This window comes from Clostridium sp. JN-9 (assembly GCF_004103695.1).
Lineage (GTDB): Bacteria > Bacillota > Clostridia > Clostridiales > Clostridiaceae > JN-9.
Window position 1 is genome coordinate 2358423 of sequence record NZ_CP035280.1, and the last position, 24597, is coordinate 2383019.

Here is a 24597-nt window from a genome sequence, read left to right on the forward strand (position 1 = left end):
TATTAAATACTAGCAAATCAATATAAATCAGCGGGCTGCGCCCTAAAACTTTTTTAGGTGCTAAACTTCTGTTAAAAAAGGGATCAGCTTATTAAACCGTCCCTCATTATATTTTATTCAAATTTAAAGTTTTTAAATTTATCCTTAAACACATCTCCCAAAGTTACAGATGAATTATCACTTTTCTGAAATTTTGAATAGTCTTCCACAGGCTTATCTGCAGCATCCTTTATACTAAGACTGATTCTCTTTTCTTTTTCATTTATATCTAGTATTTTAACCTTCACTGTATCTCCAATTGTAAGCTTATCAGCTGGGTTTGTTACCCTTTCTTCACTTATTTCTGAAATATGTACCAGTCCATCAAGACCAGGCTCTAATTCTACAAAAGCACCTACCTTTATGAATTTTGTTACTTTACCCTGAACAATTGAATTAACTTGATATTTTGAAAAAATGTCATTCCATGGATCATCCTTAACATCCTTTAGTGCCAGAGAAATTCTGCCTTTTTCCTTATCCACATCCAAAACATAAACAGAAACCTTGTCACCTACAGATACTACTTCAGAAGGCTTATTTACTCTCTTCCAGGATAATTCTGAAATATGAATTAAACCTTCTGCCCCGCCTAAATCAACAAAGGCTCCAAATTTAACAAGTTTTGTTACAGTTCCTTCTCTTTTTTCTCCTTTTGTTATGCTTTTTAGGAGCTGTTCACGTTTCTCTGCTGCCTCTGCCTTTTCAATTTCCTTTGCAGAAACAACTACGTTTTCATTATTTTTATCAAATTCTATAATTTTAACTGATAATTCCTTATCCTTAAATTCATTTGCATCTTCCACTCTTCTTAGAGAAAGCTGTGATATTGGAATGAATATTCTAACTCCATTATAATATGCCACAGCACCGCCTTTAACAGCTTCCTTCACTGTAACCTTTACTGTATCTCCATTTTTAAATGCACTTTCTAAATCGTCCCAAACCTTTATTTTGTCTGCTTCTTTTTTTGAAAGCAGTACATTTCCTTCTCCATTGTTTATTTCAAGCACACAGAGTTTTATTTCTTCATCCGGCTTAAATATTTCTCTTAAATTAATGTTCTCATCATTTGTAATTTCACTTCTTGGTACAACTCCATCAGCCATATAGCCTATGTTTACCAGCAGCTCGCTTTCAGATACTGATATTATTTTACCATTAACTAAATCTCCTGTGCTTATTCTATGCATTGAAGCATCAATAGCATCCATGATTTCATTCATTGACATGTCCTGATTATTATCTGGCATTTAATACATCCTCCTCACGTTTTTATCCATACACTTATAAATTATATATATTTAGAAATAATAGCCAACATTATTTTATAACAAAGCTTAAAATTACACAATAAAAACATGCATTAAAAAAATAAGAAAGTGCAAATACAACTTTCTTATTTTGAATATTGCATTTTAATAGCCAGGTTCTCCTGCATATCCTATGCCTAATGCTTCTGCCAGCTGCTTATCTACTGCTACCAGGTCCTGAAGCTTCAAATCAGTAATACTTTGTTTTCCCATAGCTGTAAGTGCCAGCTTCATTTCTTCATTACATGAATTTAAAAAATTAGTAAGAGTAGCTGTTCCCTTTTCAACATTAAAGTCATCAGCATGATCTGCACCATATAAAAACAATTGTGAAGTCGTTTCAAATGGTGTTACCTTTGTTGTCTGACTCTGCAGAGCTGCAATAACTGCAATAGAGCCTATATACACAGCATTTGCGCCAAGTGCCATTGCCTTTAAAAAGTCACCAGGTGTTTTAAGTCCTCCAGCAGCTATAATATCGTATTTTTCTCTAACATTATGACTTGTTAAATATTTATCAGCCCTGGATATGGAATAAAGAGTTGGAAGTCCTAAGTCATCCTCCAGTGTAGGAGGCGCTCCTGCAGTTCCTCCTTCTGCTCCATCAATTGTTATAAAGTCTGCATTAGTTTTAATTACCACATCCAGTTCCTTTTCTATAAAATGTGTACCTGCAATCTTTATGCCTACTGGAATGTCATATTTATTTTTTAAATCGTTAACCAGATTAACAATATCTGATGAATTATTTATGTTGTTAAATCTTGATTCCCTTTTTGGTACTTCTCCTTCATCCAGATTCCAGATGCTTCTCATCTGTTCATCAGTGTTTATATTGGTATTTTGCGTAGGTACTGCTCCTCCCCAGGCTCCTTGTCCAAGCTGTATTTCTATAGCATCTAATTTACTTAATTCCTCAGGATTCATTAATTTATGATACCTGTTGTACTGACCTATAAGCCTTGCTGCAGCTTTTCTTTCTATGTCATTTAATGGTGCCTCACCTGTATTTGTTGCAGTGCCTGCATTGGTTGCAGCAGCAGCTAAAGCTTCTTTAATCTTCATGCTTAAAGATCCCCCATAAGACATACCTGTTATAATTACAGGCATTTTTAAATTAAGTGGTCTGCCGCAGTTTTTTCCAATAACTACATCTGTTTTAATTGTGTTTGTATCCTTTGTGGGGAGTTTAAAAAGCTGAGTTGGATTTAAGAATATTTTCTTCCAGGGTGATTGTACATTAGGACTGCCATAGGTTCTTGACAATGGTTTCCCTGTTTCCCCTCGAATTGATGCTTCAATTATAGCTCTAAGTGTAAATTTTTGAGCTGCTGTAACTAAAACAAATAAATTTTTATCATAGTTTTCTGTCAATATCTTTTCCAGCATCTTATCAGAATTCTCATCTGTAATGGACTTTATCAGGTTTTCAAACATATTTTTCCTCCTAATATTCACTTATGATTTACAATGCAATTAATGTGTGCATTATATTACCCTTATTATTAGCAAACATAAGTAAATTATTTATAGAGGATATACTTTATTATAGGAACGCCCTTTCATTTTTTTGCTTGTACATATTGCTGTCAGCCTTTTTTATTAACTCTTCTATAGAATTAGCATCGCTGCTGCTGAATTCACAGAAGCCGCTGCTTATCTGCAGCTTGAATTTAAACTTATTGCTATTGTTAACTTCTTCAATATTATCCCATATTCTCTTCTCAATTTTCTTAGCCTGTTTTAATGAAGTATGAGGGAAAATAATAATAAATTCGTCCCCTCCCAGCCTGAAAACAATGTCATCTTTTCTCACACTCTTTTTAAGAACATCACTGATTACAATAAGCAGTTTGTCACCCTCATCATGTCCATAGTTATCGTTTACCCTTTTAAGCTTGTCCACATCAATAAAGCTTACAGTAGTATGAATTTTTTCCTCATGCCTGGATGTTTCAATAAAATTGTGTAGCAATTTCAAGCCATATCTCCTGTTGTATACTCCTGTCATGCAATCAAAATCAGCAAAATATGTGAGTTCATCTATTTTATTCTTTAGCTCACTAATAATATTATCTTTAGTTTTTAATAAATTAATTAAAGTCTCTTTATCATTTTCATCGTAACCCATAATACCACCCATAATATTCAATAATATATATTACCATTTTATCACAAATCATAAAGACATAAACATAAATTTTAAAATTAGTGTATCACCCTTTTATTTTTTTAAGCCACTGCTTTATTTTAGCCTCATAGCCATTGTCACTTGGCCTATAATAAGTTTTCTCCTTTAATGTATCAGGAAGATACTGCTGCTTTACATAGTGATTTTTATAATCATGAGGATAAATATATCCATCTCCATGCTGCAGATTCTGTGCACCACTATAATGCTTATCCCTTAAATGCATTGGCACAGTTCCTATATCAGCGTTATCAATATCATTAAGGGCCTCATCTATACCAATATAAGAAGCATTACTTTTTGGTGCACAAGCCACATAAACTGCAGCCTGAGCCAAAATAATCCTAGCCTCTGGCATTCCAATAAATTGAACAGCCTGTGCTGCACTGTTTGCAACTACAATTGCCATTGGGTCTGCATTGCCAACGTCTTCTGAAGCTGCAATAACTATTCTTCTTGCTATAAACACAGGGTCCTCCCCGCCATGAATCATTCTGGCAAGATAATGCAGTGCTGCATCTGCATCAGATCCTCTCATGCTTTTTATAAAGGCAGAAGCAGTATCATAATGGTTATCCCCGTCCTTATCATAGTTCACAGCCTTTTTTTGAACACATTCCTCTAAAACCTGAAGTGTAATTTCTATTTTACCAGTACTTTCATTTCTATCTGTGGTGAGTACTGCCAGCTCCAAAGCGTTCAAAGCCTTTCTTGCATCTCCATTTGCCATACTGCATAAAAAATCTTTTCCATCCTGGTGCAATTGTATATTCAGATTTCCAAGGCCCTGCTCCTTATCACTTACAGCTCTGTCTATTATTCTGCCTATATGCTCAGGTGTAAGCGGATTAAGCTCAAAAACCATGGATCTTGAAATAAGCGCCCTGTTCACTTCAAAATATGGATTTTCCGTAGTTGCGCCTATTAATACAATGGTTCCGTTTTCAACATATGGAAGAAGCCCATCCTGCTGGGCTTTGTTAAATCTGTGAATCTCATCTAAAAAAAGAATTGTCTTTTTATTATACATTCCCAGGTTATTCTTAGCTTCCAAAACCACTTCTCTAATTTCTTTGACTCCGCAGGTCACTGCATTTAACTGTACAAAATTAGATTTAGTGGTATTGGCAATTATTTTAGCCAGACTGGTTTTCCCCGTTCCAGGAGGTCCATATAAAATCAAAGATGTAATTCTGTCTGCTTTTATTGCCCTAAACAGTAATTTACCAGGTCCCAGTATATGCTCCTGCCCAACAAACTCCTCCATTTTCCTTGGTTTAAGTCTTTCAGCTAATGGAGCATTTTGTTTTAAGGATTTTTGTCTTTGTATATCAAATAAGTCCACAAAAATCACCTGTCTTTTATTAAAAATTGGCTATGAAATCACAAAATTCATATTGCATTTCCTCACTGTATTCCTTGCATCCCATCAATCTGAATATAACATCTTTGGATTTATAGCCTTCTTTATATAATTTGAAATTCTTTAGTAGTTTTTTCATCATGCCCTTATTAATCTTTAAAATCTGTACTAATTCATCAATAGAATAATATTCATTATTTAGAAGCTGCTTAAGCTTTGACTGCAATTCTAATTTATATTGTAAATCCAGGTTTCTGTCTTTGTGAGGCCCGTTTTTTCCTCTGTGATGCTCTGAGCATAAATATTTAAAATTCAGCTCATAGTCAACTCCACCCTGACTTCTATAAACTATATGATGCTTATCTGCTGCCTTTCCACAAACTTCACACTTTAGCAATAAGGTTACCTCCCAAATTTATAAATTCATATTTTATTTTTATTATAGCACAATTTATTTTAACTCTCACTGGCATATTAAGTATAGACATTTATATAAAACTATTATAATATCAGATAATATAAGGAGTGATTAGATGGACAGCTTTATAAATATAGATAATTCCGCCTATGAGGAGCTTATGAAATTACTAAGTTCTCATACTGAATATAACTGTGTTGCATTAAAATTATCAAAAATATGCTGCAGCAGATCCAAAGTTGATGTTTTCCTTGATGAAATTGGAGAGCATGAACCCTTAGTAAAATTCAAAGATCTGCAGATTAAATATGATGACAGTGTATCCAAGGCCTTTAGCAGCATCTGGCTTAAATATGAGAACAATACATTTATGATAAAATGCACCCCAATAGGTAACAGCAGCTGCCAAAGTAACTGCAGCAATCACTGCTGCAGTTACAAATAACAAAGATTAAAGGCCAAAGATTAAATAATGTAGATTTTCAGCCAAGGCTGAAAATCTTTAAATTTAAGTTTTGCCCAAAGGCAAAACAACATTATTTGTTCTTTATTCTTTAATCTTTAATCTTTATTTTAAGTCTTTATTTTAAAGGTTTTCTATTATTGTCTCTCTGATTTTATCTGTTAATTCTCTCTGCTGTTTTCTATCCAAAGTAGTTGGATCAATTGCTTTTCCATAAGTTAACTTAACTTTTCCCCTTTTAAACTTCCAGCCCGAATTTGCTTCCCTCAAAAGATATGATCCTGAAATTGTAACTGGGACTATTGGTTTTCCTGCTTTCAATCCTAATTTTATGCTTCCCTTTTTAAATTCTCCAACTTTAGGTCCTTTACTTCTTGTGCCTTCAGGAAAAATTAAAAGACTGCTGCCGTTTTTTAAGTACTCAACGCCCTGGTCTATAGACTTTACTGCCTCTCTTATGTTCTCTCTATCCATAAAAACACAGTTCATTTCTTTACACCAGTAAGACAGAAATTTATATTTTAACAGCTCTTTCTTTGCAATAAATCCAATAGTCCTATCAGAATTTGCCAGAATTATAGGTATATCCAGTGCTCCCTGATGATTTGACACAAATAAACATGCTTCCTTAGGAATGTTTTCTTTTCCTTTTATCTCAACTTCAGCTCCAACACTTTTTAAAATGGCCTTAGCCCAGTCTCTGACTTTAAAATACAGATACTGTTTTGCTTCTTCTTCCTTCCCCTGATCTTTAAGTTTCTCCAGCTTGCTTCTCTTAAACATACTTAGCAGCATATATATTCCGAAACCTATGTATTTAATGATTGATCTCATGGCGACTCCCCCTTAATAAAAGCTCCAATTTATTTAAAATTAATATATTGTTTATTTAATAATTATATTGTAATATTTATGTATATTCAAATCAATGACAAATCTATTTGTTACAGGAGGAATAAAATTTGGAAAAGATAAATTCATATTTTATGAAGTACTATAAAAATGTATTATTTATCATTCTTGGAAGCTTTATATCAGCAATTGGAATTAATGTTTTTATTGTAAATGCTAATTTGCTAAGCGGCGGCGTATCCGGTATTTCCTTGATTCTTCAGTACCTGTTAAAGATACCAGCAGGATATACGGTACTTATTATAAATATTCCACTGCTTTTTGTAAGTTATTTTAAAATTAATAAGCGTTTTTCATTTTTAACCTTAGTAGGTACCTTATCCATATCCTTATTCCTTATAATCACTTCACCATTAAAGCAGTATATCCACTTAAATGATACACTTCTGCTATGCTTATATGGAGGAATAATCAATGGTATAGGCCTTGGAATAGTATTCAGCAATCATGGTTCTACAGGAGGCCTTGATATTGTTTCAGCCTTAATAAAATTAAAACGTGAAGATTTTAATATAGGCACCATTTCATTTGCCTTCAATTTAATAATTGTAGCCGTTGGAGCTGTGTTTTTTGGACTTGCCGTGGCACTTTACACCCTTGTATCCATGTACATGACATCTTTTGTTATGGACAAAGTAATTAATGGTCTTAATAGAAGAAAGATGATTTTAATTATAACAAGTAAAGAAAGTGAGGTAAGCAAGGCTTTAATGGATAAATTAAAAAGAGGTGTTACTTTTCTATATGGAGAAGGCGCCTATACTGGTCATAACAAAAAAATACTTTACTGTGTAGTTTCATTGGCACAGCTGCCTTCACTTAAACAGATAGTACGCGAAATTGATGAAAAATCATTTATTTCCATTTTGGATGTTTCAGAAGTTGAAGGCAAAGGATTCTACTCCAGCTTATTTTAGAAAGTTAAGAGCTTCTACAGCTTCTACAGCTAAGAGTTAAGAGTTAAAAGTTAAGAGTTGAGAGTTAAGGTGAGTTTTCCTCCTTACGTCAGAAAACTAATTTATTTTTTAGGCTCGTTTTGCTGAAGCAAAACCTGGCTAAACTTATATAAATTAAAGATTTTACGCAGTGTAACGGAGAAAAATCATCCATAACTTTGAACTTAACACTTACAACTCTTAACTGTAAAAGTTCTGAATTAGATTGATTTCATTTTTAAAACAAGATTATTAATAATTTCAATATTAGTTTGTCCATCATGTGGAAATGAGACAAAAGCCACATTTAGTTTATAATTTGCATACTTGCTGTCACGGGCTTTCAGCATATTAAATTCCTTTTGCATGGAGTTTAACAAAAACCTGGTCTGACTTTCATTGAAATTAGGCAGTACTCCAAGAAAACTGAAAATACCATATTTAACAAATAGCTGATCTTTATCAAATAAACTTTTAAGTTTGACAAACAGGTGATCAGATAATAAAAAATAAGTTTCTTTTAATTCAACCTTTGCTCTTCCTGTACCTGTCCTTGCCAAATTCAGCATAAATACCGAAACTTCCGTATTCTGTGCCTTTGCAATTTCAATTTGTTTTTCCAGATAATTATTAAAATCAGATGGCATTTTTTCCATTACTGTCTTAATATTATTTGTCTTAGGTTTAGGTTTTTCCTCCACCTTTTCTTCTTTCTTTTCTGCTGGTTTGTATCTTGTAATTAAACTTTCTACCCTTTCAAGAAAAAACTTATTGTCAAAGGGCTTCAAAATATATTCTACAGCACCAGCTTTAATACCTTTTATAAAATCATTTCTGGTATTAAGTGAAGTAACTATCATTATTGGAATATTGATGTCTTTACTTTTTATTTTTTTAATTATTTCAAATCCATCTTCTTTGTTCAATCCAACTTCCAATATTATTACTTCAATTTCATCTTTTTTTTCTGCAAGAATATTAAAAAAATCAATGGAATTTGCAGTATCAAAAGCTTCAATACGTTTACTTTCCAGTAGATCTCTTATTCTATATCTTACATAGGCCTTATCATCTAAAATTAATACGCTCATAGTTCACCTTAGTTAAATTATTTAATATTATCTTTATTTAATTCAAATTATACCACCAATTCATTATTTTGTCATTAGGATAGTAAATTTATATAAATCCGCCATCTATTGTAATAATTTGTCCAGTTATATAACCTGAGTCATCCTGTGCTAAAAATGCTGCTAAGTTTGCAACATCACAGGCCTCACCAAATTTCATAAGAGGTATGGAATCCAGCAGATCACTTTTTTCTTCTTCTGTAAGCCATTTATTCATTCTTGTGTTTATGACTCCTGGTGAAATTGCATTAACTCTTATATTGGATGGCCCCAGCTCCTTGGCAAGAGCTTTTGTAAAGGAATTTACGGCACCCTTTGTAGCTGAATATACAGCTTCACAGGAGGCTCCTGAATTTCCCCACATGGATGACATGTTTATGATAACTCCCTTTTTATTATGTATCATATTTGGAATAACAGCATGGCAGCAGTTAAATACTCCCTTTATATTCACATTTATAAGACTGTCCCACTGCTTCTCATTAAAGTCTAAAAATAAGCCTACCTTTGAAATACCTGCATTGTTTACAAGTATATCCACCTTCCCATATGTATCTATGGCAAACTTAATCATACCTTGTACCTGATTATAATTGCTTACATCTGCTTTGTAAATTTCACCATAACCGTGGTTTTTTTTGATTATATTCAAAGTTTCCTCTGCAGACTGTACATCACTGTTATAATTAATTACTATATAGGCTCCTTCCTCTGCAAGCTTTAAAGCTATGCTTCTGCCTATGCCCCTTGATGCTCCTGTTACAATAGCACATTTCCCGCTTAAACTACTCATAATATATAACCTCTTTCATATTTTATCTATTTGATTATATATCTTTGAATGCTTAAAATCAAAGTTCCATACACTTGTTGAACTTTAATAAAATATGGTATAATTAATAGATAATAATTGTTAATTAACTTTAACTTTCTACGAGGTGTTTTCATATGATTAAATTTCAAAAACTACAGCTAGGTGATAAGGCATTATTTGAAAAATTTTTAAAACCTTATAATTTTAAAACCTGTGAATATTCATTTACTAATTTATTTATCTGGAGGGAAGCCTGTTCCATTGAGTATGCATTAATGGACAATTGTTTAATAATAAAAAAGAAGGATTTCAATGGTAAAGAACATTTTATGCAGCCATTAGGTTATACAAAGGATAATCTGGAGTGTATCATAAATTCCCTAAAGGAGTATAGATCAGAACATGATATGATGTATTTATTTAAAGATACTGAAGAAGATTTTGTTCAGGAACTTAAAACCCTTAAAAATATGGATTTTCAAATTACTGAGGACAGAGATAATTTTGATTATGTATACAGCAGTGAAAAGCTTATTAGTTTATCAGGTAAGATTCTTCACAAGAAAAAGAATCATTATAATTACTTTGTAAAAAACTATGAATATGAAACAGAGGCTCTCACTAAGGATTTAGTTCCTGCATGCATAGAAGCCTCTAAAAGATGGTGCAGAATTAAACACTGCACAGGATATCTTCTTTATGAGCTGCAGGCTATTGAAGAAATATTAAAAAATGGCTCAAAACTTGATTTTGAAGGCATGGTAGTGCTGGTGGATGATGTTATCCAGGGCTTTACCATTGGAGAAAAAATGAATGACGAAATGGCCATTATCCATATAGAAAAGGCAAATCCTGAAATAAATGGCTTGTATAACTTTATAAACAGAACTTTTGTGCAGAATTACTACAGTGATGTTCCTTTAATTAACAGGGAACAGGACTTAGGACTGGATGGACTAAGGCAGGCAAAGGAAAGTTATCAGCCTTTAAAATTAGAAAAAAAGTTTATAGTATCTTAATTTTTAAAAGTGTAAACTTTTTTTACAATTATCATTGCATTTAAATTTCTATAGTGTTATTATTAGTTCAAGGGATAATTGATATCAAATAATAATAAATGTTAGGAGAGATAATTGTGAAAGTAAATTTTAATAACAGTCCTGTTACTTTAGTTGGAAATGAGGTAAAAGCTGGAGACACAGCTCCAGATTTTACTGCCTTAGATAAATCCATGCAGCCTGTGAAATTCAGCAGCAATAAAGGAGTAAAAATTTTATTAACAGTTCCTTCACTTGATACACCAGTATGCGATCTGGAAACCAGAACATTTAATGAAAAAGCTACTGAATTAAATAATGTTACAATTTACACAATATCAATGGATTTACCTTTTGCTCAATCCAGATGGTGCGGTGCTCATGGTATAAAAAATGTTATAACATTATCAGATTTTAAGGATAGAATAGTTGGTAAAAACTATGGCACATATATTGAAGAGCTTGGATTATTAACAAGAGCAGCATTTGTTATTGACAGTAATAATAAAGTCGTATATGTGGATTATTTAAAAGAAGTTACAAATTATCCAAATTATGATGAAATATTAGAAGCTGCAAAAAAAGCAAAATAAAGCATACTATTGTTTAAGAGCTGCATCATGGGAAGTTTAAAACTTCTTATGATGCAGCTCCTTATTTTCATATAAAAATTAATTTAAATTTATATATCAGCTGTTTAATTTGGCAATTAAAAACATTGTTTTCATTCCCATGCTTTGGAACTTTTCTTCATACTCTGTTTCAATGTTTTCCTTAAAACCGCTATTATGCAGATCATATGTTATATACTGAATTTTGAAGCCGCTTTCCTTAAAGTACTCCTGTGAATCCATGAATAGTCCTGCATCATCTGTTTTAAACCATATTTCAGTATTTGGTTTAATAAACTTTTTATATTCTGTAAGAAACTTACTATGGGTAAGTCTTCTTTTATTATGCCTTAATTTAGGCCATGGATTGCAGAAATTAATATATATCCTTGAAATTTCATTTTCATCAAATATTTCAGCAATCTGTGCTATATTCATAGTCACAAGTCTTACATTTTCAGTTTCAGCCTGCTGAAGCTTTTTTAAGGCATATATTATTACTTCATCCTTTAAATCAATTCCTATAAAATTTATATCATGATTATTTAAAGCATTTTCTGTTATGAACTTTCCTCTTCCGCAGCCTAATTCCAGATAAATATCATTATTGTTATTAAAAATTTCATTCCATTTTCCTTTATAATCCTCAGCCCTGTTTATAACCAGCTTACTTGCATCAAGCTCTGGTCTTGCCCACCACTTTTTTCTAAGCCTCACAATTGTCCTCCTCCTGTGTTTATGGATTTATTATTGAACCTCTTTATGCTATATTATTGTAACTGCCAGATGCATTATAGCACTATAAAGCATTCTAGTAGGTATTCTAACTATATATCCTGCAAAAAACACTACAAATACTATTAAAATAATTAATTGATACTGATACATAAATCCTGAAATTTTATAAAATGCCTTTGGATACAAATCCCTTAAAATATGGAATCCATCAAGACCAGGTATAGGTATAAGATTGAAAATAACCAGCATACAGTTAATTTGAACAATGCCGTCAAAAATATTCCAAACTACCCATTGTAAATTACTGCCATTGTAAGGTGAAGCTAATCCAATTTTATAAAGCAGAACTGTAACAAATGCAAATACTACAGCTGCAATTAAATTGCCTATAACTCCTGCTGCTGACACCTTTATGTCATCCTTATATCCCCTTTTGTATGCTGATGGATTTGTCTCAATTGGCTTTGCCCAGCCAAATCCAACCAGTATGATCATTAAAAATCCAACAGGGTCTATATGTGCAAAGGGGTTTAAGGTAAGTCTTCCCTGAAATTTAGGAGTCTTGTCTCCCAGTCTGTCAGCTACATAAGCATGAGCATATTCATGAACTGTAAAGGCAATTAATATTGCCGGAATTATTAAAATTTTTCCCAATATGGCTTGTAGAGTCAAAAAAATCATCCCTTCATTTACTCATTTACTATTAATTCAGTGAAATTATAAGTATCTATAATTATACCAAACCAACCTTTAAAAAGAAAGAATAAAGATTAAAGAATAAAGAACAAATAATGTAGATTTTCTGCTTTGGCAGAAAATCTTAAAATTCAATTGATCGAGTGAATCATAAGTTTTGAGAACCAAGGATGATGCTAAATATAAGAAAGGGGCTGTCGCACTAATTAACTTACATGCAATATATTTTGGTATTTATTTTTAATTTTTTTGGTGTAGCTCTATTCCTCTCCGATACTGTTAACTATATAGAAAGTAATAAATATCTTCACCGTGGCTGTCACAAAATATCCAATCCTCAAAGATTTTTGGGACTGCTACGGTGTTTAGATATTTACTTTCTATAGACACCTATGGCTCTTTTAAATAATAATGTTGATGTGAATAGGACTTCATCAAAAGAACAAAGATTAAAGAACAAAGATTAAATAAGGTAGTTTTTCTTTGCAGAAAAACCAAAAACTCAATTGATTAAGTGGATTATAGGTTTTAATAACTAAAAATGGTTTCAATTATAGTTTTATTAGATGATAAAAAAAGATTTGCAAAAATCCTATGCCGGCAGGCAGCCAATTAAAATAAAGAACGTAAATGGATTGCCGAAAACATTGAAGGTTTCTTTTTCAAAAGCAACTATTCAAAACTGCATTGTACATCAAATTAGAAATTCTTTTTTAGTATTACCCATAACCATTATAAATTAGCAGATTTTCTGCCAAAGCAGAAAATCTACATTATTTGTTATTTGTTATTTGTTATTTAATCTTTAGTTTTGCGGCAGCTAGAGAAATTGGCGTTTCTTATGTAACACTATTTTACTGGAGGCATAAGCTGCTTTCTGCCTTGAAAATGGTTAAACAAAATAAAATGCAGGGAAATTTTGAACTTGAGAACTTCTTCTTAAAATTCTCCCGGAGGGGACGGAAAGGCATTGAACATGATGAAAAGAGAGTTCATGATCAAAGCGTAAGTTACATTAATATCAGCAATAGTAAAGTCTGCGTTATTACGGCACTGGATTCACATAAAAATATTTATTCCAGGGCAGTGGGCACATGACGTATGAATGCAATGGATATGGAAAATCATATTGGAAAAATATTAAATAAAAATAAACATGTAATCTCAAGACCGAAAAGCTTTTTTGCCATGTTCTTTAAGAGAAAGAAAATAAGGGAGATCAATAAATATCTTGATAATAGCTCTGAAGCAGTAAAATATAGATGTGACTGCATGGAATGGATGTACCGTTTTAGAGGAGTAGCAACAAAGTATTTAAATAATTATCTGAGCTTATTCAAATTCTTAAAGAGTTCTAATTTTAATAATATCTCATTTGCAATAAATAAATTTATAGAAGCAATAAGTAAAATTAATATTGAAAATACATATACAAATATGAGAAATGCTAAAATATGTTTTAATTAGCCTGTCCCTAACGGGAACTTGTTACTTTATCAACACTATTTAATAAAAGAGCCATATATCTAAAGCAGGAAAGATTAAAGAACAGAAGTTTCAGCCTTCAATAAAAAATGAGCCTTGCATCAGCAGTTTTAACTGCTAATGCGACAGCCCCTTTTATATAATTAATATTTACTTTTATCATTAATTAATATCAACATCATCTGGTTCAGAATTTACAAGTCCTAAAATTCTAAGTTTTTCTGAAAGAAAAACCTCATTATTTAATCTTTAATCTTTAATCTTTGTTATTTATCATTAGGCTGTTTTCTTCTTTTTCTTCTCTTCTCTGTCCCAGATTATGAATACTGCTCCAAGAATAGCTGCTGCTGCACCTATGTCTATTAGCATGTTCATGTCTACCATGGATCCTGTCTTAGGCAGATTACCTTTAGTATTGGTGGTAATGCTTGTGCCATTACCAGTAGTATTTGTGCTATTACCATCTGCAGCTGGTGTTTGTTCTTCTTTTGTCACTGCAGTAGTTGAAAGCTTCCAGTTATCAGCAACTGTAGGTGAAATAGTCTTATTGTCCTGAATGTATTTGAACATCATATTTCTAACCTGTCCGTCGTCTCCTAAAGACTTAGCTGAATCAAAAACAACAATTGAAGGATCTCCGTTTTGTAACCCTGCTGCCTTCATAAATCCTCCTCCGCCGTTAAATCTATAGTTATTTATAGCCACTGTAAACACATCAGTATCTTTAACAAGTTTTCCATTTACCTTTAAGTTAACAATTCTGTCTCCAGATATAACCTTGCCTGTGGAATCCACTGTACATGCAGGTTTGGTCAAATCAACATCATAGGTAGCTCCATACAATTGATCCAGATTATAATCAGGAATGTTTAATACAGGGTCCTTAACTATAGCATCACTGCTGTTTGAAACCTGCTTATAATATCTTACTGACCATTCCATCCATGCCTTTAACTGAGCTCCTGTCATCTTTACACCATATAGGAAGTTTTCAAATACATATACACTCATAATATCCTGTATAGTCACATTGCCCTTTGGAATATATGCTGATGAGCTTAAAGGAGCAGCAATAGACAATTGAGTACCTGCACCCTGCATTTGAACTTTATTTATTAAGTCCATTATGGCTGTAGGTTTTATAGTCTGATTTGCACCTGTAAATTCTCCAGTAGATTGTCCAAGTATAGTTTGTGTATATTTTAAAGTAGCATCTTCATAGGGCTGTGCTAAATTAAGAATAGCCTGATCTGCTGCTATGGTGCTGTCCATAGGTACAGTTTTTGAAGCTATTGTTCCAATGGTTCCATCAGCATTTACAGCTATATCAATCTGTGAAACATTCTGAGCCCATTTCCCTGGTTCAGTTACAACAACATTTTTACCGCTTGGATTTTTATAATTATGCTGAGCAAAAAGTGAATGTGCATGTCCAGCTATTATAGCATCAATTCCATTTACATTTTGTGCCACTGATTTAATCTGATTTTCTGGAATTGTGTCTGTAGCGCCTTCTTCTCCACTGTGGATTGTAGCTACAACTATATCAGCTTTTTCAGTATTCTTTAAAATTGGCACCCACTTATTAGCCTCTTCTACCAAATCATTAAATTTTAATCCACTGTAATTAGAAGTATTCTCCCAGTTTGGAATACATTTTGTAGTTAATCCTAGTATACCAACTTTTATTGTTTTTCCGTTGATATTAAATGATTTAACTATATATGGCTTTACAAAGTTGGTGTTATCTGTTGTATTATAGGTATTAGCTGATAAAACAGCTATTCCCTCAGTCTTTGCATCTTTAATAACTCTGTTTAAAACATCCAGTCCATAATTGAATTCATGGTTTCCAAGAGTCCATGTATCATAGCCCATAGCTCCCATAACCTTCATTAATGGATACTCTGAAGTTGTATCTATCTTGTCAAAATAATAGGATAATGGTGTTCCCTGAATAGTATCTCCTGAATCCACAAGCATAGTATTGGAATTTGATTTTCTAACACTGTTTACATAGGTTGATACCTTTGCAAGGCCCTGATTATAAGGTTTCCCTGTGTTGTAATCTATTGGATATACATTTCCATGTACATCTGATGTACCAATAATAGAAATATATTTAACGCTGTTTTCAATTCTACTGTCCATAGTAGTTATTATGCCGCTGTTTGCCTTTACATTGTCTATAAGAATGTCTCTTACTAAAACATGACTGTCTGTAAATGATGACTTCACTGCGGGGTCTATGAATTCAGCAAATCCATCTCCACCTGTTCCAACGAAGTCATTTGTTGCCACCTTCAAGGTTTCTGTATCAGATATAGCTGTACCGTCTGACCTTGTCAGGCTTACCACTCTGCTTCCGGATGGCTTGGACATATCATATTTAACTTTAATTCCAGACATTTGAATCCCTTTACCGCCTTCTGCAAATGCCTGCTCAAGAGCTTTGGTCAGCTGAGCTTTATTCATATTAACAGTAACTACAGTATTGTCAAAAGGTATCATATAATATATGGTGCCTACAGTAATATCTCCTGCTGGGATATCTATTCTTATGCCGCCATTATTCTGGAATGCCACATCTGCTTTTGCATTTTGCCTTATTACATCTGTGGTCCAGTTTCCAAGATAAGATTCTCCATAAGGTGTTCCATGCTGTGTTCTTGTAAGGTTTTTGTCTGCTGTTCCTATTTTCACATTAAACACTGGTCCTATTTCATCATTGGCAGCTTTAACTATAGCCATAACACCAGCATCAGTAACGGGATTTGCAGCTTTGTAGCCGTTTGCAGCTGTTGTATCTATAGCTGTGTAGCTTGATGATGTATTGAGAAAACTTACCTTATTTGATGAATCTACAGACATCTTTAAATCTATAAATCCCTTTCCTGCGTTGTTAGCAATTACTACGGGAATTCCATTGGCAGCTGTAGCTTGTACCTTTGTGTGTGAATGTCCGCCTAATACAGCATTAACATTTACAAGTTTATCAGCTATATCAAATACAGGACCTGTTGTTAAATCATAGTTGCTTCCTTCGTGAATAACTGCAATAATAACATCAGCTTTATTATTGTCTTTAATATCCTTTGCAGCTGCATTTATTTCTGCAGCAGGATCTGTAAATTTATAATTCTCTACATTTGCAGGAAGCACTATTGATGGTGTTTCTGTAGATATGGCACCAACTAAAGCTATTCTTACACCATCTTTTGTTATAATTTTATATGGGTCAAATGCCCTGGTTCCATCAGATTTTTTATAAACATTGGAACATATTATAGAATAAGAAGCATCTTTCATTGTAGTATTTATTATTTTGTCTAATGTCCAGTCAAATTCATGATTTCCAAGTGCAGTAGCTTCCATTCCAATGCTGCTCATAACCTTTTGAACAGGAACTCCAAATAAAACATTTGAAACTGGCGACCCCTGATATAAGTCTCCTCCGCCTATTACAAGGGTTCTGTTTGGATTGGAAGCCTTGATGTCATTTATATTCTTAGCTAAAACCCCTGCAACTGGATTATTACTGGAGTCCATCAAAGCTCCATGGAAGTCTGTAATTTCAATGAGATCAAATACCTTTGAAGTATCAGCACTTACATTAATGGGCGTAATAAAACTGAAAGTTAAAAGAAATGTAGTAACCAGAGCTGTCAGTTTCTTAAATTTCAAAGACTTAAACAAAGTACCCCCTCCTAAAATTATAATTTAGCAGCACAATTTTATTTGTAATTATTGTTGCATAATTATGTACTGTAATATAAATTATACCTACACTTCTTTTATTTGTAAATCAGTTTTCAGTTGTAACTATTCAGCTATTAAAATAATTTAAATTTACTGTTATTATTAATTTATTGAAAAAAAGCCTTCCATTTATCATTATTTTTTGGTATCATAAAGCCTGTCTTGCAAAAACTAATGATAAGGTGGTGACACATCGTGAGTGAAGGCCAAATCATCGAGATTTACAATCAAGGTGTATCTCAGGTTATAGGTGTTATTAAAGAATTATCAAATCAAATTAAAGAACTACAATCTCAAGTAGAAACACTTTCTAAAGAGAATAAGGCTCTAAACGAGCGTGTAAAATCATTAGAAAGCCAAGTCAACAAAAACAGTAGTAATAGCAGTAAACCTCCATCGTCAGATGGCTTTAAAAAGAAGACTAAAAGTTTAAGAACAAAATCAGGTAAAAAACCTGGCGGTCAAAGGGGTCATGAGGGAACAACATTGTGTTTACATGATACTCCTGATGAAATTGAAATTCACAATGTTGAATTCTGTACTGAATGCGGAGCATCCCTAAAGGATGTACCTCCTGAAAGATATATTGTTCGTCAAATTATAGATATACCAGATGTAAAAGTTAAAATTGTAGAGCATAGAGCAGAAGTTAAAATATGTCCTCATTGTAAAAGTAAAAATACAGCTGCTTTCCCAGAAGAAATAAAGAATACAGTTCAATATGGAGAACGCCTAAAAGCGATAGCTGTTTACTTAACTCAATATCAGTTGATTCCGTATAAACGTGCTGTTGAACTCATTGAGGATTTATTTAACCATCATTTAAGTCAAGGTAGTATGGTAACCTTCAATCAAGACTGTCATGATAATTTACAAGCTATAACAAATAGGATTAGAAATAGCCTTACCTCATCTACAGGAGCAGTTCATTTTGATGAAACTGGTATTTATATAGATAAAAAACGCCAGTGGCTTCATGTTGCTTCTAATAAAAATCTTACATATTATGAATGCCATGAAAAGCGTGGTAAAAAGGCTATTGATGATATTACAATACTTCCAAACTTTACTGGGACGGCAGTCCATGATGGTTTTAAAACTTATTTTAAGTATACTAACTGCAATCATGCTCTATGTAATGCTCATATATTAAGAGAACTTAATGGTATAACTGAATTACAAGGTCAAAACTGGGCAAAGCCAATGAAAAATCTATTGTTAGATATAAAAAAAGAAGTAGATTTAGCTAATAACAAACAAAATGCTTTACCTTTAGATAAAATTCAGGATTTTGAATCTAAGTATGATAAAATACTTAAAGCTGGCATTGACGAAGACTATGCTAAAAACATTGAATTATATTCTAAAAAGAAGGTAAAGAAAAGTGCCAGTCTTAATTTACTCAATAGATTAAATGGCTATAAGGAACAAATACTTGCTTTCATGTATGACTTTGATATACCTTTTGATAATAACTTAGCAGAACGTGATTTACGTATGGCTAAAGTTAAGCAAAAGATTTCAGGCACCTTTAGAAGTTCTGCTGGAGCTAACGCTTTTACTAGAATCCGTGGATATGTATCTACTGTAAGAAAACAAGGCAAAAATGCCTTGGATTGCATAAAATCAACATTTACAGTGAATCAATTTGATCCAACTTTGACGTAAAAGCTCCGCTTAAAAAGGAACGAAGTACCTCTTTTTGGTGAACCTAAAATTAATATTAACACCTTACTGTCAGATGCATAAGAATTTGAAAGTAAGGTGCTTTTTTATATACTTTTTAGGGTAACTGAATAGTTACTTTCAGTTAATTTTTCACTATAAATAATAATTTTGTAATAAAAAAGAACTCCTATTTAAGGAATTCTTAAATTGCACTTATAGTGTTCTAATTAAACAACTGTTTCTGCAGTTTTCCACCACTGGTTGATATTACTCCGTCTGTATACATCTGCATAAAGTTTCCATTATAATTCGTTTCTTTGCCTGAGCCTAATTCAGTGACCACACCGCGCAGATTATCATTTACATGTATTTTGCCATTAGGTGATATATATATATCACTTTGGTTAGCCGGTTCTGTCATATTTTCGCTTTTCCATGAGGAAGTATTTTCAGAAAGGTCTCCGTAATAAACCTTTGTTACCTTATTATCCTCCAGCTGACCTATATATACCTTATCCTCATCATCAACACCTATTAAGCATGTGTCGCTTACTCCCGGAATGGTTATCTGATGGCTGTTTCCTGTTACATATACTCTTTTATGTGTTAAATCCTCATATAGAAGTTTATCCTTATGTGGTAATAAATTTATTTTTCCAATTACATAAGCATTGGTGTCAACTTTTTTCATTTCCTTCATAATGTTTATCCAGTAAATGCTGCTTCTTTTGCCTCCCAGTGCCACCTTAACGTATATTACATTTGTTAAAGGTGAAGCCTGTATATCCACAACCTCTGCATTTTTATCCGCCCAGGCCAGATCTTTAATCTGCTCCTTAACATCCTTATCCACATCGTAATAGGAAAGCTTAAAACTGTTGCCATTACTTGTTGAATGTTTCTCACCAATGAGCATTCTGTTTCTGTCCGGAAGCCACTTGAAATAAGACACTTTAACTCCATCATTAAAATCTACATTATTAACTTTTCCTGTTTTAGTATTAACAACTTTTAAGCTGTCATTATCGTAATAAGCCAGATATTTAGCATCAAAAGACACCTGTGCATTTTTTGCATTGGCAGGTATGCTTATTATAGCATCTTTAACATTTTTGTCGGTTTTCTCCACCTTCTGTATTTTAATTTTAGACTGGGATGCCAATAAATAGTTATTCACATAAATCAATCCTGCAAACTGTAATGCCAGCGATATGGATACCCAGACTAATATTCTCCTGAAAACTTTCATGTTCCACTCTCCCTATTAGGATAAACCTATTTTACATAAATTATAGAAGGTACTGATCTTTCACCTAATGGATCACAAGGATTGTTTATTAATTCTCCATCGTAGTACATTGTTGAAGATGAACCTCCATCAAGATTTGTTGCATTAACTGCTCCATACTGGATCATAATATCCTGTACATCCTTTAATGAAGCTCCCAGGCTGGATGCCTGTCTTCCATCTATTACAAGGAGTATTATGGATCCGTCTTTTTTCTGGCCTACAGCTGTTCTAGGTGCAATACCCCAGCCGCCGTCTCCGGATTTAATAGTACCATGCCCATTTACAACAAGTGCAGGGCCAAAGGAGATGATTTCTGTTACTCCCTTATCCTTCATCTCATTCATGCTGTGAGGCCCTACCAGTAATAGTCCCTTGTTTGTAAGTGCAAGTACATCTACCTTTTTATCATCATCTTTAACATCATTATGTTTTATAGTTCCATTACTCATTATTATTCCCACAGGAGTTCCGCCGGTTCCTGTCCAGTTGCCGCTGCCATCTGCTTTATCTGTAAAGCCGCCGCCGTTTACTGCTGCAATGGCGCCGTTTTCTTTGGCAATCTGGCTTGTCATCTGTCCCTCTGTACCAAGCTTTGCACTGTATCCAACCTTAACCCTTGTTGCATCATGTATAATAAGTACATATCCTTTGTATTTTGTACTCTTAACGTCATATCTTTCTATGCTGTCATCATGACTGCTGTTTAAGTTTATCTCAGCAGAACTGCTGTCCTGAACAGCTGCTTCAACGCTGTTGCTGCTAAGTATTTTGTTTATTTCTGCATCAGATAAGAACATTTTTGCAATATACTGATGTTTCAGAGTTGTCATTGCAGCTCCAACTACAGTTCTCTTAACATTTTCGAAAGGACCGTGAAAAACTATAAGAGGTGCAGTTACCCCTGTAAAAATAATCTCAAATATAATAAATGAAAGAAGAAGCTTCCATGAAAACTTTTTCTTTTTAACTTTCCTTCTTTTTTTAGGCATATGTTTCTTTCCTTTCTCAAAAAATAATTTCCTGACTATTTTACTACAGATAATTAAAAACTTAAATAGAAATGTAATGTCAATACTGTAATATAAATAATAATTTACAAAATATTAATTATTGCTTTTACAGATTATTTTATCATTTTATAATATATTACACAAACCTATTTTATTATAATCAATAAAAGAAAGGTTTACAATTTGGTTAATAATAATAAAAGTACAGAACTTAATGTCTGTACTTTTATTATTACAGCATTTTTGATGCTTCCTGAGACAGTGGTGACCTCTCACATTCATCATATTTTAGTGTTATCTGGAAGCATAGGCTGCTGCCTTTCATTTTTTCTGAAGCATAGCATAATCCATTGGATCTTGAATCTAAAAATGGCTGATCTATCTGGTCAGGGTCACCTATTAATATAAGCTTTGTTCCCTCACCCACTCTGGTTATAACCGATTTCACCTGCTTTGGTGTAAGATTTTGAGCTTCATCAATAATCATCCAGTTCTTAACTATTGATCTGCCTCTTAAATATGCCACAGCCTCTGTGGTTATTATTCTTCTATCAAACAGTTCTTTTATTTTATCTGCCAGTTCCTTTTCATTTTTATACCTTTCCTTTTCATCTGAATCCACTAATATTTCCAGGTTATCAAAAACAGGTCTCATAAATGGAAATATCTTTTCCTCCTCAGTACCAGGAAGAAAGCCTATGTCCTCATCCATAGTAACATTTGGCCTGCACACCAGAATTCTTCTATATTCATCATTTCCTTCTTCTATTATTTTACTTAAACCAACAGCAAGAGAAAATAAGGTTTTTGCTGTGCCCGCAGGTCCTTTAACAATAACTAAGGGAGCCTTTTCAGGACTGGTAAACAGCGCTTCCATCATAAATTTCTGTCCCACATTTCTAGGCACCAGGCCAAGTGGATTTGCTTCTTTAAAAATAAGGGGCACAATATTCCTGCCATCAAACCTGCCTAGTGCTGTTTTCCTGGGATTTTCCAGAGAATGAATTATAACAAACTGATTAATATACAAATTGGGTATGGAATACTCCTCTAACTCACTAGAGTAAATCAAAAGAGAATTAATATTTAAGCTTTTGGTTTGATAGTATTCATCCAGTTTATCAGAAGATGCATATACCTCCATTCTGCCTGTGTACTGGCTTTCATGTTCCGGAACAACCTTTTCATAAAAGTCTTCTACCTCTATATTAATGGTATCGGCTTTTATTCTTTCAAATGTATCCTTAGTAATAAGGCATACATCTTCCCCTTGCTCCTTAATGCCTTTACATACCTGAATTATTCTGTTATCCGGCTTGGTTTTGTCCCATGAAGGAGGTATTTCAGTATCATAATGGTTCATTTCAACTCTGAGTTTTCCTCCTCCAGGCAGCTGCACACCCAAATTGAGCTTTCCTGACTTTCTTAGTTTATCAATCATCCTTGCAGAATATCTGGCATTAGCACCTAAATCACTTTTATCCTTTTTAAAACTGTCTAATTCCTCTAATACCACCTCTGGAATGACTACATCATTATCAGCAAAAGAAAAGATAGCTCCAGGAGAATACAGAATAACATTAGTATCTAAAACATAGGTCTTCTTCAAAACTATTCCTCCTCTCTCTATTACTAATATAATATGCTGGAACATAATAAATGTATTAATTAAAGTATTTTAAAAATTTTTTTATAAACTAGTGTCAATAATTTAAGTTGTGCATACTATAATAACAGAGGTAAATACTATTTGGAGGTTCCTAATGAGTTATAAAGACAACATACAAGATTCCGACAATGTAATGAATAAAAATGTAAGCGAGGAAATTTCAGAGAACCGCAGTAAACATCACGATAAGCACTACAAAGAAATGCCGTACCAAACCTATTCCTGCCCATGGATGTATTCATGTCCTATGATGTACAACTGTCCCATGATGTGCGGGCACAAAACTTCAGACATGGAATATCGTGACATTGACGATGATGATGATTTATATGATGACAGCGAATACAGGCAGCGTCCTAATTACAGGCCTGGCCGCCCTGGTCGCCCTGGTCGCCCTTATCGTCCATACAGACCATATTATAGACCATATTATCGTCCTTACAGGCCATACTATTATCCAATGATCTATCCTATTTATCCTTATTCATATCCATCTTATTATGAGGATTATGAAGAAGATTAAATAACTTTTATCGTATTGCCAGGTTACGCACTTTTTGCGTTTTCATAAGACTGTTTCATGGGTTCATGGAACAGTCTTTCATTTTATAAAAAATTTTTAGAAATATTGCAAGAACACTTGCATTTTATATATACTTAGAGTTATAATTATTCATGAAGAGAAGATACAAGATAATAAATGAATAATTTCAGTTTATATATTATAGCATTTTAATTCTTACAAATCATTTATTTTAAAATAATAAAGTTATGAGCGGGGTGTTAATTATGATGAGTATAATGTTAGTTTTAGCTGGTTTAATAGCTTTATCAATTGCTATTGATCCATCTGAGAAAAGATTTCCAACAGTAAAGGATATTAGTTTAATAGTACCATGCAGATAAAAAAGTCTCAGTACAATATCTTCGAACATTCTAAATTATGACGGATTATGCAAGTAATCTGTCACTTTTTTTATTTTATATTTTTTACATTACATTTTTTCTGTCATACATTGATTCATGATAGAAATATATGTATTAATCAATGTGGG

The 24597-nt window shown here is 33.0% G+C and carries 23 protein-coding genes; 9 read left to right on the top strand and 14 right to left on the bottom strand.

What is annotated here, in order from left to right:
- Positions 1–113 precede the first annotated feature (113 nt).
- The 5 genes from rpsA to EQM05_RS11270 form a co-directional block, all read right to left on the bottom strand.
- A complete protein-coding gene (rpsA, locus tag EQM05_RS11250) occupies positions 114–1292 on the bottom strand; it encodes a 30S ribosomal protein S1 (protein ID WP_128750119.1) in 1179 nt (392 codons plus the stop codon).
- A 165-nt stretch (positions 1293–1457) separates the two neighbouring features.
- The gene (locus EQM05_RS11255; protein ID WP_128750120.1) at positions 1458–2789 is read right to left on the bottom strand and encodes an FMN-binding glutamate synthase family protein; all 1332 of its coding nucleotides are present in this window, start codon (positions 2787–2789) and stop codon (positions 1458–1460) included.
- 109 nt (positions 2790–2898) lie between these two features.
- Entirely contained in the window at positions 2899–3495 is a 597-nt protein-coding gene (locus EQM05_RS11260; RefSeq protein WP_128750121.1) for a GGDEF domain-containing protein, read from the bottom strand.
- Between the two features lie 73 nt (positions 3496–3568).
- Positions 3569–4888 (bottom strand): replication-associated recombination protein A, encoded by a 1320-nt coding sequence (locus EQM05_RS11265; RefSeq protein ID WP_128750122.1) that lies wholly within the window; start codon positions 4886–4888, stop codon positions 3569–3571.
- 19 nt (positions 4889–4907) lie between these two features.
- The gene (locus EQM05_RS11270) at positions 4908–5303 is read right to left on the bottom strand and encodes an HNH endonuclease signature motif containing protein (protein ID WP_128750123.1); all 396 of its coding nucleotides are present in this window, start codon (positions 5301–5303) and stop codon (positions 4908–4910) included.
- Positions 5304–5439: 136 nt separating this feature from the next.
- Between EQM05_RS11270 and EQM05_RS11275 the strand changes: the two genes are divergently transcribed.
- Positions 5440–5769, top strand: a complete 330-nt coding sequence (locus EQM05_RS11275; RefSeq protein WP_128750124.1) for a hypothetical protein — start codon at positions 5440–5442, stop codon at positions 5767–5769.
- A gap of 141 nt (positions 5770–5910) precedes the next feature.
- Here the strand turns inward: EQM05_RS11275 and EQM05_RS11280 are convergent, their stop codons facing one another.
- Positions 5911–6621, bottom strand: coding sequence for a lysophospholipid acyltransferase family protein (locus tag EQM05_RS11280; protein ID WP_128750125.1), 711 nt, complete (start codon positions 6619–6621; stop codon positions 5911–5913).
- Between the two features lie 152 nt (positions 6622–6773).
- Between EQM05_RS11280 and EQM05_RS11285 the strand changes: the two genes are divergently transcribed.
- The gene (locus tag EQM05_RS11285) at positions 6774–7616 is read left to right on the top strand and encodes a YitT family protein (RefSeq protein ID WP_128751108.1); all 843 of its coding nucleotides are present in this window, start codon (positions 6774–6776) and stop codon (positions 7614–7616) included.
- Positions 7617–7855: 239 nt separating this feature from the next.
- Here EQM05_RS11285 and EQM05_RS11290 read toward each other — a convergent pair whose 3' ends face one another.
- Positions 7856–8725, bottom strand: coding sequence for a response regulator (locus tag EQM05_RS11290; protein WP_128750126.1), 870 nt, complete (start codon positions 8723–8725; stop codon positions 7856–7858).
- Between the two features lie 88 nt (positions 8726–8813).
- On the bottom strand, positions 8814–9557 hold the full coding sequence (locus EQM05_RS11295) for an SDR family oxidoreductase (RefSeq protein ID WP_128750127.1): 744 nt from the start codon (positions 9555–9557) through the stop codon (positions 8814–8816).
- Between the two features lie 155 nt (positions 9558–9712).
- Here EQM05_RS11295 and EQM05_RS11300 point away from each other — a divergent pair, with 155 nt between their 5' ends.
- Positions 9713–10597: a phosphatidylglycerol lysyltransferase domain-containing protein gene (locus tag EQM05_RS11300; RefSeq protein ID WP_128750128.1), complete on the top strand. Its 885-nt coding sequence runs from the start codon at positions 9713–9715 to the stop codon at positions 10595–10597.
- 98 nt (positions 10598–10695) lie between these two features.
- Positions 10696–11208 carry a thiol peroxidase gene (gene tpx / locus EQM05_RS11305; RefSeq protein WP_205694137.1) on the top strand — a complete coding sequence of 171 codons (513 nt, stop codon included), beginning with the start codon at positions 10696–10698 and terminating at the stop codon, positions 11206–11208.
- A 96-nt stretch (positions 11209–11304) separates the two neighbouring features.
- Here tpx and trmB read toward each other — a convergent pair whose 3' ends face one another.
- Both trmB and EQM05_RS11315 read right to left on the bottom strand, forming a co-directional pair.
- A complete protein-coding gene (gene trmB, locus EQM05_RS11310; protein ID WP_128750130.1) occupies positions 11305–11943 on the bottom strand; it encodes a tRNA (guanosine(46)-N7)-methyltransferase TrmB in 639 nt (212 codons plus the stop codon).
- Positions 11944–11991: 48 nt separating this feature from the next.
- The gene (locus EQM05_RS11315) at positions 11992–12645 is read right to left on the bottom strand and encodes a site-2 protease family protein (RefSeq protein WP_128750131.1); all 654 of its coding nucleotides are present in this window, start codon (positions 12643–12645) and stop codon (positions 11992–11994) included.
- 581 nt (positions 12646–13226) lie between these two features.
- Here EQM05_RS11315 and EQM05_RS11320 point away from each other — a divergent pair.
- Genes EQM05_RS11320 through EQM05_RS11330 form a run of 3 tightly spaced genes read left to right on the top strand, consistent with a single transcriptional unit; the run spans position 13227 to position 14127 of the window.
- On the top strand, positions 13227–13403 hold the full coding sequence (locus EQM05_RS11320) for a transposase (RefSeq protein WP_128750132.1): 177 nt from the start codon (positions 13227–13229) through the stop codon (positions 13401–13403).
- Between the two features lie 34 nt (positions 13404–13437).
- Entirely contained in the window at positions 13438–13758 is a 321-nt protein-coding gene (locus EQM05_RS11325) for a hypothetical protein (RefSeq protein WP_128750133.1), read from the top strand.
- Between the two features lie 3 nt (positions 13759–13761).
- Positions 13762–14127 carry a hypothetical protein gene (locus tag EQM05_RS11330; RefSeq protein WP_128750134.1) on the top strand — a complete coding sequence of 122 codons (366 nt, stop codon included), beginning with the start codon at positions 13762–13764 and terminating at the stop codon, positions 14125–14127.
- A 294-nt stretch (positions 14128–14421) separates the two neighbouring features.
- On the opposite strand, the gene EQM05_RS11335 is transcribed toward EQM05_RS11330, so the two are convergent.
- A complete protein-coding gene (locus EQM05_RS11335) occupies positions 14422–17841 on the bottom strand; it encodes a 5'-nucleotidase C-terminal domain-containing protein (RefSeq protein WP_128750135.1) in 3420 nt (1139 codons plus the stop codon).
- Positions 17842–18099: 258 nt separating this feature from the next.
- Between EQM05_RS11335 and EQM05_RS11340 the strand changes: the two genes are divergently transcribed.
- Positions 18100–19572: an IS66 family transposase gene (locus EQM05_RS11340; protein WP_128748030.1), complete on the top strand. Its 1473-nt coding sequence runs from the start codon at positions 18100–18102 to the stop codon at positions 19570–19572.
- A gap of 223 nt (positions 19573–19795) precedes the next feature.
- Here the strand turns inward: EQM05_RS11340 and EQM05_RS11345 are convergent, their stop codons facing one another.
- From EQM05_RS11345 to EQM05_RS11355, 3 genes are all read right to left on the bottom strand, one after another.
- Positions 19796–20821 (bottom strand): hypothetical protein, encoded by a 1026-nt coding sequence (locus EQM05_RS11345; RefSeq protein ID WP_128750136.1) that lies wholly within the window; start codon positions 20819–20821, stop codon positions 19796–19798.
- A gap of 26 nt (positions 20822–20847) precedes the next feature.
- Complete coding sequence (locus tag EQM05_RS11350; RefSeq protein WP_128750137.1) at positions 20848–21852, bottom strand: phosphodiester glycosidase family protein; 1005 nt, start codon at positions 21850–21852, stop codon at positions 20848–20850.
- A gap of 253 nt (positions 21853–22105) precedes the next feature.
- The gene (locus EQM05_RS11355) at positions 22106–23482 is read right to left on the bottom strand and encodes a PhoH family protein (RefSeq protein WP_128750138.1); all 1377 of its coding nucleotides are present in this window, start codon (positions 23480–23482) and stop codon (positions 22106–22108) included.
- 154 nt (positions 23483–23636) lie between these two features.
- On the opposite strand from EQM05_RS11355, the gene EQM05_RS11360 reads away from it, so the two are divergent.
- Positions 23637–24065: a hypothetical protein gene (locus EQM05_RS11360; protein ID WP_128750139.1), complete on the top strand. Its 429-nt coding sequence runs from the start codon at positions 23637–23639 to the stop codon at positions 24063–24065.
- The last annotated feature ends 532 nt before the right edge of the window (positions 24066–24597 follow it).

Bases quoted from the DNA above. Each gene is read 5' to 3' on its own strand.
- EQM05_RS11330 (WP_128750134.1), top strand. From the start codon at position 13,762: ATGAATGCAATGGATATGGAAAATCATATTGGAAAAATATTAAATAAA.
- EQM05_RS11320 (WP_128750132.1), top strand. From the start codon at position 13,227: ATGATAAAAAAAGATTTGCAAAAATCCTATGCCGGCAGGCAGCCAATT.
- EQM05_RS11290 (WP_128750126.1), bottom strand. From the start codon at position 8,725: ATGAGCGTATTAATTTTAGATGATAAGGCCTATGTAAGATATAGAATA.
- EQM05_RS11350 (WP_128750137.1), bottom strand. From the start codon at position 21,852: ATGCCTAAAAAAAGAAGGAAAGTTAAAAAGAAAAAGTTTTCATGGAAG.
- EQM05_RS11275 (WP_128750124.1), top strand. From the start codon at position 5,440: ATGGACAGCTTTATAAATATAGATAATTCCGCCTATGAGGAGCTTATG.
- rpsA (WP_128750119.1), bottom strand. From the start codon at position 1,292: ATGCCAGATAATAATCAGGACATGTCAATGAATGAAATCATGGATGCT.
- EQM05_RS11285 (WP_128751108.1), top strand. From the start codon at position 6,774: ATGAAGTACTATAAAAATGTATTATTTATCATTCTTGGAAGCTTTATA.
- EQM05_RS11260 (WP_128750121.1), bottom strand. From the start codon at position 3,495: ATGGGTGGTATTATGGGTTACGATGAAAATGATAAAGAGACTTTAATT.
- EQM05_RS11360 (WP_128750139.1), top strand. From the start codon at position 23,637: ATGAGTTATAAAGACAACATACAAGATTCCGACAATGTAATGAATAAA.
- EQM05_RS11315 (WP_128750131.1), bottom strand. From the start codon at position 12,645: ATGATTTTTTTGACTCTACAAGCCATATTGGGAAAAATTTTAATAATT.
- EQM05_RS11280 (WP_128750125.1), bottom strand. From the start codon at position 6,621: ATGAGATCAATCATTAAATACATAGGTTTCGGAATATATATGCTGCTA.
- EQM05_RS11295 (WP_128750127.1), bottom strand. From the start codon at position 9,557: ATGAGTAGTTTAAGCGGGAAATGTGCTATTGTAACAGGAGCATCAAGG.
- tpx (WP_205694137.1), top strand. From the start codon at position 10,696: ATGTTAGGAGAGATAATTGTGAAAGTAAATTTTAATAACAGTCCTGTT.
- EQM05_RS11345 (WP_128750136.1), bottom strand. From the start codon at position 20,821: ATGAAAGTTTTCAGGAGAATATTAGTCTGGGTATCCATATCGCTGGCA.
- EQM05_RS11300 (WP_128750128.1), top strand. From the start codon at position 9,713: ATGATTAAATTTCAAAAACTACAGCTAGGTGATAAGGCATTATTTGAA.
- EQM05_RS11255 (WP_128750120.1), bottom strand. From the start codon at position 2,789: ATGTTTGAAAACCTGATAAAGTCCATTACAGATGAGAATTCTGATAAG.